We start from the raw sequence: 17,225 nt of genomic DNA, 5'->3' as shown, positions 1-17,225 counted from the left end.
ATTTAGAAAAAAATAAAAATGCGTAATGACGATATTCTGACATAGTACAAACAACATCTTTGTACTATTTGAAGGAGGCTACTCCCCTTGTTCGAATAAATTTTGCTATAGAAATGTTGCCACTTCTAAATATGATGAAAGAATCGCATATTTAAAATCATTGTGCAAATTTTGTTTGTTATTTCGGTACTCAAAACTTAATTATTCAGATGAAAGTCTTGTCTTTGAATCAATACTATCGCAAGTAAAGTTCCGAGTATTGCCAAAATACCGCCAACTATGCCAATACTGTGTAACCCATAATGTGTTGTGGCATATGCACCGAGCAATGCCCCACCACCAATCCCTACATTGTATAAGCCTGAGTAAATGGCCATCGCAACATCGGTGGCATCGGATGCTAGATTTAGAGTTTTGGCTTGTTGAGCAAGGCTAAAGCAGATAATTGCCATTCCCCAAAATAAACTCAGAATGCTAAAGCTCATAAAATCAGTAGCCAGTGGCATGAGTAATAACATCGACACAGCCAAAATTGCACTGCTCATCGGAATTGGAAGTTTGGGATATTTTTGCCCAAATTTACCAAATAGATAAGAGCCAATAAAGCCTGCTGCACCATAAATTAATAATAACATGGTGGTTTGTGACGAGCTGAAATGCGCTACATTTAAAGCAAAAGGTTCGATATAACTGTATGCGGTGAATTGCGCCGTGATCACAATAATTGTGAGTGCAAAAACAATCATTAAACTTGGACGCTTAAAGAATGTTTTTAGACTACTAAGCGAGCCTGAATTAACACTTGGTAAACGAGGTAAAGTTTTTGCCAAAATAAGACAAACCAGTGCTGCTCCCAAAGCTATGAGTGCAAATGTATTTCGCCATCCATAAGCCTCACCAATCATACGACCTAACGGAATACCTAAAACCATTGCCAAAGCTGTACCTGTGGCAAGCAGCCCGAGCGCTTGGAATTCTTTGTCTTTAGGTGCAACTCGGACAGCGAGTGACGCGGTAATTGACCAAAATAAGGCATGTGAAAATGCAATGCCAATACGGCTTACGAGTAAAAAACTAAAACTTGACGCAAAATAGGACAGTACATGACTGACAATAAAGACAATAAATAATGCAATGAGTAGAAAACGCCGTTCAATATTTTTGGTCAAAAGCATAATCGGAAGTGAAATTGGCGCAACGACCCATGCATACAGCGTAATCATAATGCCAACATCGGTTGCAGGCATTGCAAAACTTTTGCCAATATCGCTGAGGAGTGCAACAGGTACAAATTCTGTGGTATTGAAAATAAAGGCGGCAAAAGCCAAGCTAATCACACTGACCCATTGCTGTGTTTCATTGGGTGTGCTTTGCTGTTTTTGAGTTGACATGGTCAATGTATTTGGTGGGAGTCTTTAAATTTTAAGCTGAAATGAATTGAAAGTTAAGTTGCAATTGGACTTGAAAATTTGAAAAGCTAGACAAAACATAACAAAACTAAAATTTCATTTATGGCATTTTATTGAAAGTCTTAACTTAAGTGAGAATAAAAATGTTAGAAATTAAACATAAAGATAATGGTAAAAAAGGCGAGTTTTTTGTTGGTGAAGATAATCAACATCTTGCTGAAATGGCGTACACGTGGGCTGGTGAAAGTATGTTGATTATTGATCATACTGATGTTTCTGATGAATTACGTGGACAAAGTGTTGGGCGTAAATTACTTGATCAAGTGGTTGAAATGGCACGTAGTAAAAATGTGAAAGTGATTCCACTCTGCCCATTTTCAAAATCAGTTTTTGATAAAGATGAATCTATTCGTGATGTTTTGAAAGACTAAGACCGTTTTGCTAAAGTGGAATTGTGTCTAGACCAATCGAATGAAAAAGAGAAAGAATTTATGCAATTCCAACATGTAGATAATCAACAAAAAGGCGTATTTTTCCTTAATGATGATCAAAGCAATCGTATTGCCGAGATCAGTTATGTGTGGAGTGGTGAGCATAAAATTATTGCTGACCATACTTGGGTAGATAACTCATTGCGTGGACAAGGGATTGCACGTCAGTTGCTCGATACTTTAGTAGATTTTGCACGTGAAAAAAAATTAAAAATTGTCCCGACATGTTCTTATGTCGATGTGATGTTTCGCCGTGAAAAAAGCTATGCTGATGTGATTGCTTGATTTTAATTATTAATAATTAAAATAGACATTAAAAAACCCGCTGATGCGGGTTTTTTATTTCACTATCAAATTACTTTGATTTTAACGCAGTAAGTAATTTTTGATGTAATCCACCAAAACCGCCATTCGACATAATGACAACGGCATCACCCTCACCAGCTTCCGCAACCACAGTTTGGATAATGTCATCGAGTGAACGTGCAACCACCGCTTTATTTGGGGAAGCATCAATTACAGGTTGTAAATCCCAATCTAAACCTTCTGGTTGATACCAAATAACTTCATCCGCCAAACGAGCAGAATGTGCCAAACCATCTTTATGTGAACCCATACGCATAGTGTTTGAACGTGGTTCAATAATCGCCCAAAGTTTACGTTCACCTAAGCGTTTACGTGCGCCTTCTAAAGTGGTATCAATTGCTGTTGGGTGATGTGCAAAGTCATCATAAACTTCAATGCCATTTACTGTATCTAACAGTTCCATACGGCGTTTTACACCACCGAAGTTTGACAATGCTTCACACGCCACTTCAATTGAAACACCCACATGCTCAGCAGCGACAATGGTCGCTAAAGCATTGGCAACCGAATGTTGCCCTGTCATGTTCCATCTAACAGTACCTTTAACTACACCGTGTTGTAGCACTTTGAAATGTGAACCATCGGCAGATAATTGTTCTGCATATACTTCTGCCGAGTCGTTTGCATCTAAAGAGGTACGAATAACAGGTGTCCAACAGCCCATTTCTAAGACTTCATCAATATTGGTTTCAGTGATCGGTGCAATGATGCGACCTTCACTTGGAATAGTACGGACTAAGTGATGGAATTGTTTTTGAATGGCAGCCAAGTCATCAAAAATATCTGCATGGTCAAATTCAAGGTTATTTAAAATTGCAGTTTTAGGATGGTAATGAACGAACTTAGAACGCTTGTCGAAAAATGCAGAGTCATATTCGTCTGCTTCTACGCAGAAATATTTTCCACCACCTAAACGTGCGCTTTGGCTAAAACCTAAAGGCACACCACCAATCAAAAATCCTGGGTTTAAACCTGCTTGATCTAGTACCCACGCAAGCATCGTTGTAGTGGTGGTTTTACCGTGCGTACCTGCAACACCAAGGACATGTTTGCCTTGTAAAACGTGATCTGCAAGGAATTGTGGACCTGAAGTATATGCCATACCGACATCGAGCATATATTCCACAGCATCTATACCACGTTTCATGGCATTACCGACAATGACTAAGTCTGGATGCGGTTGTAAATGGCTACGGTCAAAGCCTTGCATCACATCAATACCGGCATTTTCTAACTGGGTGGACATTGGTGGGTAAACGTTTTGATCTGAACCTGTCACCTTGTGTCCTAAATCTCGCGCTAATAGCGCCAAAGAACCCATAAATGTGCCAGAAATACCTAAGATATGCAGATGCATTCGTTTTAACTCCACTGCTTTTATAGACACATCACTTTGTTGTTGTGGTGTTGTCATGTTCATTTGATTTGAAAGCAACGATAGCAAGGCTTTAAGGGAAAAGATAGTTTTTCTTGTATCGTAAAAATGAAAAAAGCATTTAGGTTGTTATTGTAATTTACTCGATGATACTGCATATAAATATAGACTATCTTCTTCACCATTATTTAAGAACTTTATGACTTTATTTAATGGAAAAGTAAATTGTTGACCATCGGTTAATACGGTCGCATAAGAAAGGGACTTTTCACTATCATTATAAAATTTAGAATTAATTTTTTGTGCATTTTCAAAATTTACCCAATTCCATTGTTTCGATTTGTCATTTCTTTTAATCGTTTCACCTACATAGGCGCCTGCTCTAACTACAATACGTGCGAATTGTTCATTTGATAATTTATCTAAGTCCGTTTTTCTGACTTCTAAAAGGTATTGATCTACAATTTTAAGGCTGTCATAGCTGAAGTTTAATTCTTTATTTTTTTTAAAAATCCAATTTATAGATAGGATCTGCTTGTTCATGATTAAACATATAAGCTAAATCATTAAAAGTTTCGTTGATTTAATTTACTTTTAATGGTTCTGCATTGCTTATCGAGGAAGAAAATAGTGCAATTAAACCAAGTAAAAAATTTTTCATTTGTAATATCTCTTGAATTGATTATTAGAATTTAAATCTTTAAAAATGGATTTGGTTTTTATGGAGTAAGAATAATTGAATTTAACTTTTTTAGCATTAGGCTTTCTTATTATCTCCAACTGTTTTATGACATTGGCTTGGTATGGTCATTTAAAATTTTTACATGATACGCCGTTATGGCAAGCCATTTTATTTGGTTGGGTCATAGCATTGCTCGAATATAGTTTTATGATTCCTGCTACACGTATGCTCTCACAACATGGCTGGGCATTGGGACAGATGAAAATTACCCAAGAAGTTGTCACACTCTTGGTTTTTGTTCCCTTTATGATATTTCTGTTTAAACAGCCATTTAAATTGGATTATTTGTGGGCAGGCTTATGTTTATTGGGCTGTGTATATTTTGTCTTTAGAAGTCAGTAATTCATTAACCTGACTCAGTTCGCCTTATTTCCATAAAAAATAATGAAAATATTGCCCTACGATGTCTGTTAAATTTTCTTGAGATGAAAAATCAGTCTATAATAGTGAGCTTCTTGATATTCATTTAAACACTGATCACCAGTATTTAAACTTCCTTACATTCGTTTACGGAATATATGCAATGAATGCGGCCGCTGTACAAGACGCTCCTTTAGTTGGAATTATCATGGGTTCTCAATCTGATTGGGCAACCTTAGAACACACTGCCAATATGCTAAAACAGCTTGGTGTCCCTTTTGAAGCTGAAGTGGTATCTGCGCATCGTACGCCAGACCGTTTATTTGAATACGCTGAAACTGCGCGTGAACGCGGTATTCAAGTGATCATTGCAGGTGCAGGTGGTGCAGCACATTTACCAGGTATGTGTGCGGCAAAAACTGATCTTCCAGTGCTTGGTGTTCCAGTTAAATCGTCTATTTTAAATGGCGTAGATTCATTGCTTTCAATCGTACAAATGCCAGCAGGCATTGCGGTGGGTACATTGGCAATTGGTCCAGCAGGCGCAACCAATGCCGCAATTATGGCAGCGCAAATCTTGGGTTTAACCCGTCCTGAAATTGCAAAAAATGTTGCAGATTTTCGTGCAGCACAAACCGATAAAGTTGCGAGCAAAAACATTCCAGGTCAAATCTAATATTTAATAATTTTAAGTATTATTTAGACTAGCCAAGCATAAACGGGACATACGTTATGGATAAAACCATCGGTATTTTTGGTGGTGGTCAATTGGGTCGTATGATGGCGCAAGCTGCATTACCGCTTAATATTCAATGTACTTTTTTTGAAGCCAACACAGATTGCCCATCGGCAGCTTTAGGTCAAGTGATTTCCACTCAAGCTGAAAATGGTTTACAGGATTTTATTGTCAGTGCAGATGTTTTCAGCCTAGAGTTTGAAAATACTCCACTCGCTGATGTTGATGTATTGACCCAGCAAAAAGATGTGCATCCACCTCGTCAGGCTTTGGCAATCGCACAGCATCGTTTATCTGAAAAAGCCTTGTTTGATGAACTCGCAATTCCTGTTGCACCGTATAAGGCAGTGACATCTCTAGATGAGTTAAAGGTTGCTATTGCAGAACTTGGTTTACCGATTGTTCTTAAAACCTCGCGTGGTGGTTATGATGGCAAAGGTCAGTTTGTACTTCGTACAGCTGATCAAATTGAGCAAGCTTGGGCTGAACTCGGCCCTGCGGGTGAACTCATTGCTGAAAGTTTTGTAACTTTCTCACGTGAAGTATCGATCATTGCTGTACGTGGTATAGATGGCGATGTGAAAACTTGGGCTTTGGCTGAAAATCATCATCACGATGGTATTTTGTCACACTCGATTGTACCTGCACCAAACAGTGTGGATTTACAGCCTGTAGCGCAGGATTATATTACTCGCCTGCTCAATCATTTGAACTATGTCGGTGTGTTGACGCTTGAATTATTTGTAACAGACAAAGGTTTGTATGCAAATGAAATGGCGCCGCGTGTACATAATTCTGGGCATTGGTCGATTGAAGGTTCAATTTGTTCGCAATTTGAAAATCATATTCGTGCTGTGGCAGGTTTACCATTAGGTTCAACTGAAGTTGTTCGTCCAACGGTGATGGTTAATATTATTGGTCAATATCCGAAGTCTGAAGATGTATTGGCACTCAATGGTGCGCATTTACATCTTTATAATAAGACTGAACGTGAAGGTCGTAAGATTGGTCATATTACCCTGATGCCAAATGATAGTGCTGAATTGGTGACTTTATGTCGTCAGTTGGCGAAAATTTTGCCGAATCCATTGTCACTCAGCGAAGATATGAACATTTAAACTCAACTTTGTTTGTTAAAAAAGCGGTCATGAAAATGATCGCTTTTTTATTTCTTGAATTTCGGTATGATGCCCCTCCTTTATTTTTACAGACATTTTTTTGGCATGATCGGTGATGAAAAAATGTCGTTAGATAAAAGTACAAATAAAAAAATAACAATAAAATTCATATCAGCATGGCAGCAAATTTTTAAATTTAAAATAAATTTAAATGTGCAATTTTATTTTGAATTCAAAATAAAATAATGTGAAAGATATTGGATGTCGAAGTTATCCACAGAACTTTATACTTAAAAATAAAGAAAAGTTTGAATTTAAAGTATAAGACACTTTGAATTTAAACTTATTGCTGAAGCTGGGTGTGGATAATTTTTTAAATTCAAAATGCTGTGATTTTAAAAATAAACAAATGAATTCAAATTTTACGTATTTATACCTGTCATTTTATTCATAGACTGATAAGGTATTTACATAATTTAAAGTTAAAACTGATTATGAATACTATGCTTCGTTTTTCAATTTTATGCGGTTCACTTTTATTCACGGTGAATCAAGCAAATGCTGAACTCATAATAAATGGCACGCCATCTACAGCAATAAATATCAGTAGTCCAAATGTGAATGCTGAATTTAACCCTAAAAATAATTTTCAAAGTTGTTTGGCAAATTTACGTTCATCTGCAATTTCATCAGGTGTAAATGGTTCGACTTATGATCGTTATACGCAAAATTTAACGCCTGATTATTCGGTGATTGAAAAACTGAATTATCAACCTGAATTTTCAACCCCCATTTGGGATTATCTTTCAGGTTTAGTTGATGAAGAGCGTGTCGCAAAAGGTCGTGAAATGTTGGCACAGCACCGAGATGTACTAAATCGAGTGCAAGCCGCTTATGGTGTACCTGCGGAAACAGTTGTTGCTGTTTGGGGTGTAGAAAGTAATTTTGGTGATATTTCAGGTAAGTATCCACTATTACAAGCACTTGGGACATTAAGCTGCGAAGGGCGCAGGCAAGGTTATTTCCGTGGAGAGTTCTTTTCGACTATGCGTATTTTACAACGTGGCGATTTAAGAGAAGAGCAACTAAAAGGTTCATGGGCGGGTGCTTTTGGTCATACGCAATTTATGCCATCGACTTATGAAAGTTTAGCGGTTGATTTTGATGGTGATGGTCGCCGTGATTTGGTTTCAAGTACAGCAGATGCTTTGGCATCGACTGCGAATTTCTTGAAACGTGGCGGATGGCAAACAGGCATGCCATGGGGCTTTGAAGTTAATATTCCTGAGAGTGCTTCAGTCGGTGGCGAAAGTCGTCGTAATAAAAAATCTCTCAGCTCATGGGAAAGTCGTGGCTTTACCCGTATTGATGGTTCACCTATTATTCAAGGAAATTTATCGGGGAATACATCGGCAGGGTTAATGATGCCAGCAGGTAAAGATGGTCCTGCATTCTTGGTGTTTAAAAACTTTGATGCAATTTATGGTTATAACGCTGCTGAAAGTTATGCACTTGCCATTGCACATTTGTCTGATCGTTTACAAGGTAAAGGAACAATCCAAACCGCTTGGCCGACGAATGATCCTGGGACTTCACGTGCAGAACGTCGTGAAATTCAAAATTATTTGTTGAAAAAAGGTTATCCGATTGGTGATGCAGATGGTTTGATTGGTGATAAAACTCGCCAAGCGATTCAGACAGAGCAAGCACGTTTAGGTTTAACTCAAACGGGTCGTGCAGGACAGCAAATTCTAAAAGCATTTAGAAATGAAAATGCACAGAATATGATGAAGTAATGTATTGATTATAAAAAAGGTCTGCAATTGCAGACCTTTTTTATAGTTTTTTATCCAAAATTTTCTTTATGATGAAGTGTAAAGTTATTCGATATCAGTTTTGTCTATTTTAACCGCTTCCAATACATCAAAAATAACGGCTGTTACATCTTGAGTGTGAGCACGATCATTGAAAATTTCATACGCAGATATTGTAATATCTGTATCACTTGGTAATTGTTTTTGCTCTTCTTCAATTAGGTGTTGAATGGGCAAGAGTGTTTGTTTAATAGAAAGATGTAGCACATCTTCGAACTCAATATTTTCATCTTCAAGTTCAATCATTTGCTCATTGTAATATGGCAATAAAACCGCATGGAGATAGGGTTGAAGTTCCGTAATATCGAAAATTTCAATGTCACGGCTCTGTTCAATCGTGCTGATATGATCATTCACTTCAAGAATAATATGATAATAACTCACCGCAATCTCCTTTAAATTACTCAGTTTACAATAGCATAAGTTGAGCAAAAAATGCATCAAACCCTTATATAAAATATGGATTTAGAGTATATGACTCAAATGGTTTACTTTCTTGAATTTAACATGGCTAAATCGGCATTGGTTAGTTGAAATTGATATAAATTTTGTTCTTTCATAACAGGATACATCAACGCTTTAGGATCATCATTATGTTTTAAGCCGAGTGCATGCCCGAGTTCATGTGCGAGGGTAATACGTAAATCATTTTCAGACTGAAACTCATAGACATTAATTTCACGTCCATTGAAGACACCTTTATCAAATTGGCGTGGTTGAAAACGCTGATTGAATTGATCAACTGATTGATTGAACTGATGATTAATCGAATTTGCCTGATTTACGTTCTGATTTAAATGTTCAACTTTACGATTAAATATATCGGTATTTGTTTGCAGTTCAACTTGTTGTTGTTGGAGTTGTTGTTTTTGCTGCTGAATTTGTTGCATTACGTTGTCGCTATAGCGTTGCTGTGATTGATTTAGGGCATTGACCATTTGATTATATTGGTTCAACCGTTGTTCGTAGTTTATTTGCTGAATATCAAGCTCTCGCTTCGCTTGTAATAATTCTTGTTCAAGCTGTTGAACTTTAAAGTGTTCAGCATCTGTATATTGGCGTGTATTTTCTAAAATACGCATTTCTTGACTACGTGCGGAAGATTCTGCCTGGCGTTCATCGTAAATTAAGTTAATTGCTAGTTGAGCATTGGGGTCATAGACAAAAAAACTTTGTTTAGCACCTGTATACCAAATGTCAGCAGCTTGTTGTGTAAGTCGTTTTACCTGCTCCTGTGTGAGATTAAACCGTGGATCAACATGACCAATACGATAACGCAGACGTGTATCGGTCGGATGTGTAATGCGATCCATCACAGAATTATGATTGAGTTGAGGGTGTTGCATGCGTTGAAATGCAAAATAAGCAGTAAAAATAAGGGCTGCAATAATTAACCAAAAGCGCATAAATTTTATAAAAGTATTCTATCGTTGTTCATAATTTAGCTGAAAATAATGTATTCGAGAATAGTGGTCAGTTTGTTAATTACTTTATTTATAGATAAATACTCAGACGGATGATGCATTTTAAATTTATATCATTATTTGAAGATATAAAAATGCTGAAAAAAGTCGGAAATTTTTCCAGCATACTTGGTGTTGTTACGAGGAAAGTAGTGCGTTATTAGTTACAGCCTTTAGTTTCAAAGTCGGTTTTAGATGTATAAGTGATTTTTGGTAAATATTCACCCATAACTTACTCTTCATCACCCCAATTTTTTGTACGGAAATGCTATCGATATCGTTCTGAGCAAACAAAATAATAGAAGCTTTGACTCGTTTATCTTTAGTGGATTTACTCATTTTTATACAAATTTCAAGTCTTAAGCTTATAACTTAATTTAGCTAGATTAAGTTATATAATCTCATTATTCTAAACCATTAAATAAAAATGCTTTTTTACATTGTAAGTATGAATGTCTTCAAAATTAAAACCATAAAAAAACCGTACTTTCGTACGGTTTTTTTTATTTTAAAGCAAGGTTAAATTGACAAATTATTTTTTGTCATCTTTAACTTCAGTGAACTCAGCATCTACAACGCCATCGTCCGCTTTTTGTTGTTGACCCGCATCGCCAGCAAATTGGCTAGGATCAAAACCTTCAGCACCACCTTGACCTTGTGCTGCTTCATAAGCACGTTGAGAAATTGGCATGATGATATTTTGTAAAGCTTCAGTTTTCGCTTTGATATCATCAACGTCATTTTCTTTAGTAGAAGCTTCAAGCTCAGAAACCGCAGTTTCGATTGCAGTTTTTTCATCAGCAGTCACTTGTTCACCAAGGTCTTTTACTGCTTTTTGTGAGCTAGCAACTAAAGCATCTGCTTCGTTACGTGCTTTAGCAAGTTCTTCGAACTTACGATCTTCTTCAGCATTCGCTTCAGCATCTTTAATCATTGCTTCGATTTCAGCATCAGACAAACCTGAGTTTGCTTTAATCTGGATAGATTGCTCTTTACCAGTGCTCTTATCTTTCGCAGATACTTTCAAGATACCATCGGCGTTGATGTCAAATGATACTTCAATTTGTGGCACACCACGTGGAGCAGGTGGAATGTCGCCCAATTGGAAGTTACCCAACAATTTGTTTTGCTGAGCCATTTTACGTTCACCTTGGAACACTGAAATATCTACAGCAGGTTGGTTGTCAGCAGCTGTTGAGAACACTTGAGATTTCTTCGCAGGAATCGTGGTGTTTTTCTCAATGATTGCTGTTAACACGCCACCCATAGTCTCGATACCAAGTGTAAGCGGAGTTACATCAAGTAAAAGTACATCAGTTTTGTCACCTGAAAGTACCGCACCTTGAATTGCAGCACCCATTGCTACAGCTTCATCAGGGTTTACGTCTTTACGTGGTTCTTTACCGAAAAATTCTTGAACTTTCTGTTGAACCATTGGCATACGTGATTGACCACCAACCAAGATTACGTCAGAGATGTCAGAAGTCGAAAGACCCGCATCTTTAAGCGCAATACGGCAAGGCTCAATGGTACGAGCAACTAAATCAGCAACTAAACCTTCCAATTTTGCACGTGTTACGCTAATCACTAAATGTTTAGGACCAGTCGCATCAGCAGTGATGTATGGCAAGTTAATTTCAGTTGCAGTTGATGAAGAAAGTTCAATTTTCGCTTTTTCAGCTGCTTCTTTCAAACGTTGTAATGCAAGAGGATCTTGTTTTAAGTTGAAGTTCTGTTCTTTTTTGAACTCTTCAACAAGATAATCGATCAATGCATTATCAAAGTCTTCACCACCAAGGAATGTATCACCATTTGTAGACAATACTTCGATTTGTTGGTCGCCATCAAGGTCTGCAATTTCAATGATTGATACGTCAAATGTACCACCACCAAGATCGTATACAGCGATTTTACGGTCGCCTTCTTTCTTGTCCATACCAAACGCAAGTGCAGCAGCAGTTGGTTCGTTGATGATACGTTTAACTTCTAAACCTGCAATTTTACCTGCATCTTTAGTTGCTTGACGTTGAGCATCGTTGAAGTAAGCAGGAACGGTAATAACCGCTTCAGTTACTGTTTCACCTAAGTAGTCTTCAGCTGTTTTCTTCATCTTTTTCAAGATTTCAGCAGAAACTTGTTGTGGTGCAAGTTTTTTGTCGTTGACATCAACCCAAGCATCACCATTATCAGCTTGAACAATTTTGTATGGTACAAGACCAATATCTTTTTGTACTGCTTGATCTTGGTACTTACGACCAATCAAACGTTTGATTGCATATAGTGTATTTTTCGGGTTGGTTACAGCCTGACGCTTTGCTGATTGACCTACTAAGATTTCACCATCTTTATACGCAACAATAGATGGTGTTGTACGTGCGCCTTCAGCGTTTTCGATTACTTTTACTTTGTCGCCTTCAAGTACAGCTACGCAAGAGTTTGTTGTACCTAAATCAATACCAATAATTTTAGCCATGCGATATATTCCTCAATTTTTTTTACAGTGTTTTGCTTGTTATTCAATATGAGAGCCATTCAAAATTTTTCAAGTCAAAATGCATAAAAAAATTAAAAACTCTCAAGTTTATAAGGCTTAGGCGCCTACCATGACCATTGCAGGACGCAGTAAACGACCGTTGATGGTGTAGCCTTTTTGTAGAACAGTGCCAATTTCATTGGCTTTTGCCGTTGGATCAATCCCTACTGCCTGATGGAGGTCAGCATTAAAGCCACGTGTTGTGTCTGCTTCGGTAACACCAAATTTTTCTAAAGTTGTGAGTAAAGATTTTAGGGTTAGTTTTACGCCTTCAACCATTGCATTGTCTTCACCTGCAGCAGCAATTGCGCGCTCTAAATTATCGACTGTATCAAGCAACTCTTTGGCAAATTTTTCCAAAACCGTATCTTTGTGCTTTTCAGATTCGCGTTGAATGCGCTCAACACTTTTCTGAGCTTCATATACAGCATTTGCAGTACGAGCTTTTTCAAGTTTTAGGCTTTCGGCTAAAACTGAAATTTGTTGCTGTAAATCTTCAGCAGTCACTTCAGTTTGTTCAGTTTCAGTATGTGCTGATTCTTGTTCTGCAATTTGCTCTTGTTGAAGATCTTGAGCTTGTTCGTTTTGCTCAGTCGCCATTGATTTGCTCCCTTTAAATAGGTTCTTAAACATGTACAGTCCTTTAGGCTTCAATATTCACTCTGAACTGCCATGAGTGATAAATTTCATGATTACTAAAGAAATCGGGGCGAGAGATAAAAATTCAAGCAATAATGCCGATTAAATTTACCTAATTAGCGATATTGGTCTAAAAATGCTGATTTTTGATAACATTGACTATAACTTTTGAATGATAGTATGCAAAACGATCATTCTTGAACTGTCAGTTTTATAGGATGAAGCGAATTGTGTGAATGTGATTTCTAAGTTGAATTTAATATATTAAATTTTTGATTTTTATATATAAAAATAATTATAAATAGGGGTGGATTATCAATATTTAGAGTTAAGTACAACTTTTGAAAGTCAGGGGTGATTGATCATTTAATATTTAAAAGGTATTACAGAGAGGTGAAAAAAGTATTTTTCAAGTATGGATACTCGCTGTATTATATTTAACTAGAATCTATAGCTGTAGTTTCTTTTTTTGTTTTAATGGCTTATCCAAATCAATTGGGTAAGCTTTTTTTTTTGCCAATTAAAAAGTAAATTGACTTTTTTACATAGAAAATAGAAAAATAAAAGCGAGCCATAAAGACCATTATGCCTCGCTTCATGTATAAGCTTTATATTTTGAGAGAGCGAATCAAGACTTATCTGTCTTGGTTATTGCTATGATTGAACGCTCCACGACGGTTATCACGTTTCTTATTGCTTTGATTTAGGTTAGATGTATTGTTCTCAGTTTTATGATTTGGGCGATTCATTTGACCATTGTTATGGTTGTGGTTTTGTTGTTTCTTTTGCCATTCCTGTTGGCGTTGTTGCCATTTGGCTTGATCTAGTCGGTATTGATCACGTTTAGTTTGATCAAATTGCCTACGTTCATGATCAAGTTGACGCTGTCGGCGATCTTGTTCAATACGCGCTTGTTGTAAGCGATAAGCACGCTCACGTTCATAGCGATCATCATAATGACGATTGTTACGTTTATAACCTCGGTCATCGTACGTTCCATAACTCGTGTTACCATAATAACCGCCACGTGATGAATAGCCATCCTCAGGAAAAGCAACACAGCCAACAGCGAGAAAAGCGGTAGTGATTGTTGCAATAAGTGCTTTAATCATGTTGATTGCCTCCAATAATTCATACATCAATAGCAAAAAAAAATCTGTTAAAAAGCAAAATTGTCAATGACAAGGACATAGAGTCAGATTAGCTTAATATAAGTGTTTTATTTGTATGTTGATTATATGACTTGTATAAGAATATAGTCATATTGAGACTGATCATGTAGAGAATATGAAGAGTCAGGGATAAGAATTAAGGAATGAACAGTAATGGCTTTTACACAAAATTTACAAGAAAAGATTGAACAGGGACAGGGTGCAGCAGGTCGTACCTTAGATCGCTTACCGAAATTTGCACAAGAATCATTAGCTAAACTATTGGGTTATCCCTATCAGTACCCACAGCTCGATAGCTTTACTAAATGTTTAATGGCAGCGCAGTTAAAACAAGGCAAAGTGGGTTTTATTGGGGAAAGTGTTGAGAGATCACGCAAAGCCTTTGAATCACAAATGCAGTCTATTATTCATAAACCTACGCATGTTCAATTTGTTGAAGATATTCGTTTGCCCTTACAAAGTGGCAGTATTTACGCACGACATTATCACCCTGCACTGGGTAAAAAACTGCCGATGATCGTGTTTTATCATGGTGGTGGTTTTGTGGTGGGTAGCGTTGATACGCATGATGAAGTTTGTCGTTTAATTGCTGTGCATGCTAAAGCGCAAGTACTGAGTATAGATTACCCGCTGGCACCTGAAGTTGGACCGAAAGCATTAATTCAATCGTGTGAAGATGCATTGGCATGGGTCTATCAAAATCGTCGACAATTTAAAATTTTAAAAAATCGTATTGCGGTAGCAGGAGATAGTGCAGGTGGAAATATCAGTGCAGTGATTTCACAACGTGCAGTCAATACAAGCTATGCACCATCAGCGCAGTTCTTGATTTATCCTGCTGTAGATTTCAAGAGTCGCCATCCATCTTTCTTTGCTTATAAAGATGGTCTTGTACTTACAGGACAAGATATTGACTATGTGACGGATTATTATGTGACTCGACATAAAATGGAGCTTGATGATCCAATTATTTCGCCCATTAATGGTCAGTTAAAAAAAGTTGCACCTGCTTTTATTGTGACAGCAGGGCACGATGTTCTGCACGATGAAGGCAAAATTTATGCTTATAAATTACGTCAAGAAGGTGTCAAAGCACATTATCATGAATATGAAGATCAAACACATGGCTTTATTAATCTGACGCCAATTTCAAGAAAAGCGAAAAAGAACTTAATTGAAATGTGTAAAGAATTCCGTAAATTTTGGGATAAATATTAATTGTTGAGTAAGCTTATTTCGCTTTAAGTCGAACCGTTGTTTCAAATGAGCATGAAACAACGGTTTTTTAATATGATCTTTGTTCATTTCAAGACGATTTACTTGAGGATAACGCTATTTTTAATGCCTCAGGAAAAGTGAGCTGAAAGTCAGTCGAATAAAAGCCTTTCATAAAAATTGCTTGCGATAGATCGGGGAAAATATTTTGAGTGTTTTGCCATTCAGCATGAGGAATATAAGCTAAGCGACCTTTAAAATGAGGTGCGAACTGATAGCGGTATTGTTGATCTTGTTGTTCAATTTTAAAAAAATGAGCAGGAAAAATACGAGAGGAGATCTGAACTGGTAAAGTTTTTTGAGATAAATTTAGTTGAATATTAAGTATTTCATTGTTCACCGAAATTTGACAGCTCAATTGAGTTGGTGAAAAACTCCACTCAAATTGAGCAAGTTCTTTAGGAATCCCCCAATGATAGCGCCCTTCGTCTACGGAAGCTTGGCTTGAAACATAAATTTTAGGTATATGCGAATGCATATTTAAACCATTGCTAGTATGGTCTAAAAAAAGCAATTCATCATAAGGACCGACGGGTGAACTGTGATAACGCACGAGCATGATTTGAACTAAGCGACCGAATTTAGATTTTTCTAAACCAAAAGGCATAAACTGCTCAATTAATTGTGGATTGAGCCAATAATTTAAAATATAGCCTTCACCCGAAAGATGCCAAGGGAATTCAGTATGTAAATGCTGTGCTAAAACTATTTGATTCATAAGAGGCAATCCTTCATTTTCACATATGTATTTTTTATTGAAGATATGCAAAATACTGTATGACGTTATTGATAATATTTATTCAATGTTTGTAATCGAAATAACTTTCATGATTCAAAGCAGACTAATATAGTCATCATGAATTTAAAACGTTTTAGGAAATAAAAGAATGATCAAAAAGATAGGATTAAGTTTAGGTTTGGTACTTCTTGCGAGTCATACATTTGCCAATACAGACATGCAAATTAAAACCAATCTTGGTAACATTGATATTGAGCTTTATGATGATAAAGCACCATTATCAGTTGCTAACTTTAAAAACTACGCTAAAACGAATTTTTATAACGGAACTGTTTTTCATCGTGTCATCCCAGGCTTTATGGTTCAAGGCGGTGGTATGAATGAAAAAATGATTGAAAAGCCAACTCAGGCAGCCATTAAAAATGAGTCTTCAAATGGTCTGAAAAATACACGTGGTACATTGGCAATGGCACGTACCAATAATCCAGATTCAGCAACCAGTCAGTTTTTTATTAATGTTGCAAATAATGACTTTCTAAATAAAGCTGCAGGTAATCCTGGTTATGCTGTATTTGGTAAAGTTACTAAAGGTATGGAAATTGTCGATAAGATGGTTAATGTGCCGACAGGAAGCTACGGTATGTATCAAGATGTGCCTAAACAACCGATTAAAATTCTCAGTATTAGCTACAAAACAGTACCTACAAAATAATTTAAAAATAAAGCAGAAATAAAAAAATATGTTTCTGCTTTATAATTAAATACTTATGAGAAATATGTTGTTTTTTAAAAAGTATATCGTTTAAAAATACAACATACGATAAAACAATTGGTTAAAAGTACTTGTCATCAAACTGAAATGGTATAGAATGCACCCCATACCGACGAGATAGACGGAAACGAACGAAGCATAAAGTGCTGAGTTGTTAAGTA

Annotated in this window: 17 protein-coding genes; 8 read left to right on the top strand and 9 right to left on the bottom strand. The window is 36.7% G+C overall.

Annotation, left to right across the window (positions count from 1 at the left end):
- Positions 1-197: 197 nt before the first annotated feature.
- A complete protein-coding gene (locus tag ACK1JC_RS13750; protein WP_409512438.1) occupies positions 198-1,391 on the bottom strand; it encodes a sugar transporter in 1,194 nt (397 codons plus the stop codon).
- A 161-nt stretch (positions 1,392-1,552) separates the two neighbouring features.
- On the opposite strand from ACK1JC_RS13750, the gene ACK1JC_RS13745 reads away from it, so the two are divergent.
- Complete coding sequence (locus ACK1JC_RS13745) at positions 1,553-1,840, top strand: GNAT family N-acetyltransferase (RefSeq protein ID WP_409512437.1); 288 nt, start codon at positions 1,553-1,555, stop codon at positions 1,838-1,840.
- A 60-nt stretch (positions 1,841-1,900) separates the two neighbouring features.
- Positions 1,901-2,185, top strand: coding sequence for a GNAT family N-acetyltransferase (locus tag ACK1JC_RS13740; RefSeq protein WP_409512436.1), 285 nt, complete (start codon positions 1,901-1,903; stop codon positions 2,183-2,185).
- 70 nt (positions 2,186-2,255) lie between these two features.
- Here the strand turns inward: ACK1JC_RS13740 and mpl are convergent, their stop codons facing one another.
- A complete protein-coding gene (gene mpl, locus ACK1JC_RS13735; protein ID WP_409512466.1) occupies positions 2,256-3,623 on the bottom strand; it encodes a UDP-N-acetylmuramate:L-alanyl-gamma-D-glutamyl-meso-diaminopimelate ligase in 1,368 nt (455 codons plus the stop codon).
- A 147-nt stretch (positions 3,624-3,770) separates the two neighbouring features.
- On the bottom strand, positions 3,771-4,184 hold the full coding sequence (locus ACK1JC_RS13730) for a hypothetical protein (RefSeq protein WP_409512435.1): 414 nt from the start codon (positions 4,182-4,184) through the stop codon (positions 3,771-3,773).
- Positions 4,185-4,377: 193 nt separating this feature from the next.
- On the opposite strand from ACK1JC_RS13730, the gene ACK1JC_RS13725 reads away from it, so the two are divergent.
- The 4 genes from ACK1JC_RS13725 (at position 4,378) to ACK1JC_RS13710 (ending at position 8,393) form a co-directional block, all read left to right on the top strand.
- The gene (locus ACK1JC_RS13725; RefSeq protein WP_409512434.1) at positions 4,378-4,725 is read left to right on the top strand and encodes a DMT family protein; all 348 of its coding nucleotides are present in this window, start codon (positions 4,378-4,380) and stop codon (positions 4,723-4,725) included.
- Between the two features lie 181 nt (positions 4,726-4,906).
- Positions 4,907-5,419, top strand: coding sequence for a 5-(carboxyamino)imidazole ribonucleotide mutase (gene purE / locus ACK1JC_RS13720; protein ID WP_409512433.1), 513 nt, complete (start codon positions 4,907-4,909; stop codon positions 5,417-5,419).
- A gap of 56 nt (positions 5,420-5,475) precedes the next feature.
- On the top strand, positions 5,476-6,597 hold the full coding sequence (locus tag ACK1JC_RS13715) for a 5-(carboxyamino)imidazole ribonucleotide synthase (RefSeq protein WP_409512432.1): 1,122 nt from the start codon (positions 5,476-5,478) through the stop codon (positions 6,595-6,597).
- Positions 6,598-7,100: 503 nt separating this feature from the next.
- Positions 7,101-8,393 carry a lytic murein transglycosylase gene (locus tag ACK1JC_RS13710; RefSeq protein WP_409512465.1) on the top strand — a complete coding sequence of 431 codons (1,293 nt, stop codon included), beginning with the start codon at positions 7,101-7,103 and terminating at the stop codon, positions 8,391-8,393.
- Positions 8,394-8,477: 84 nt separating this feature from the next.
- Here the strand turns inward: ACK1JC_RS13710 and ACK1JC_RS13705 are convergent, their stop codons facing one another.
- The 5 genes from ACK1JC_RS13705 to ACK1JC_RS13685 form a co-directional block, all read right to left on the bottom strand.
- Positions 8,478-8,855, bottom strand: a complete 378-nt coding sequence (locus ACK1JC_RS13705) for a hypothetical protein (RefSeq protein WP_409512431.1) — start codon at positions 8,853-8,855, stop codon at positions 8,478-8,480.
- 104 nt (positions 8,856-8,959) lie between these two features.
- Positions 8,960-9,877: a matrixin family metalloprotease gene (locus ACK1JC_RS13700; RefSeq protein ID WP_409512430.1), complete on the bottom strand. Its 918-nt coding sequence runs from the start codon at positions 9,875-9,877 to the stop codon at positions 8,960-8,962.
- Between the two features lie 589 nt (positions 9,878-10,466).
- Entirely contained in the window at positions 10,467-12,407 is a 1,941-nt protein-coding gene (gene dnaK / locus ACK1JC_RS13695) for a molecular chaperone DnaK (RefSeq protein ID WP_409512429.1), read from the bottom strand.
- 117 nt (positions 12,408-12,524) lie between these two features.
- The gene (grpE, locus tag ACK1JC_RS13690; RefSeq protein ID WP_409512428.1) at positions 12,525-13,067 is read right to left on the bottom strand and encodes a nucleotide exchange factor GrpE; all 543 of its coding nucleotides are present in this window, start codon (positions 13,065-13,067) and stop codon (positions 12,525-12,527) included.
- A gap of 674 nt (positions 13,068-13,741) precedes the next feature.
- The gene (locus tag ACK1JC_RS13685; RefSeq protein ID WP_409512427.1) at positions 13,742-14,218 is read right to left on the bottom strand and encodes a hypothetical protein; all 477 of its coding nucleotides are present in this window, start codon (positions 14,216-14,218) and stop codon (positions 13,742-13,744) included.
- Positions 14,219-14,431: 213 nt separating this feature from the next.
- Here ACK1JC_RS13685 and ACK1JC_RS13680 point away from each other — a divergent pair, with 213 nt between their 5' ends.
- Positions 14,432-15,496, top strand: a complete 1,065-nt coding sequence (locus ACK1JC_RS13680) for an alpha/beta hydrolase (RefSeq protein WP_409512426.1) — start codon at positions 14,432-14,434, stop codon at positions 15,494-15,496.
- Between the two features lie 88 nt (positions 15,497-15,584).
- Here ACK1JC_RS13680 and ACK1JC_RS13675 read toward each other — a convergent pair whose 3' ends face one another.
- Positions 15,585-16,271, bottom strand: a complete 687-nt coding sequence (locus ACK1JC_RS13675) for an acetoacetate decarboxylase family protein (protein ID WP_409512425.1) — start codon at positions 16,269-16,271, stop codon at positions 15,585-15,587.
- 169 nt (positions 16,272-16,440) lie between these two features.
- On the opposite strand from ACK1JC_RS13675, the gene ACK1JC_RS13670 reads away from it, so the two are divergent.
- The gene (locus ACK1JC_RS13670) at positions 16,441-17,004 is read left to right on the top strand and encodes a peptidylprolyl isomerase (protein WP_409512424.1); all 564 of its coding nucleotides are present in this window, start codon (positions 16,441-16,443) and stop codon (positions 17,002-17,004) included.
- Positions 17,005-17,225: the final 221 nt, after the last annotated feature.

This window comes from Acinetobacter sp. TY2 (assembly GCF_046269225.1).
Classification (GTDB): Bacteria; Pseudomonadota; Gammaproteobacteria; order Pseudomonadales; family Moraxellaceae; genus Acinetobacter.
The sequence above is the reverse complement of the archived record's forward strand: the minus strand, read 5'-3'. Positions and strand labels throughout refer to the sequence as shown.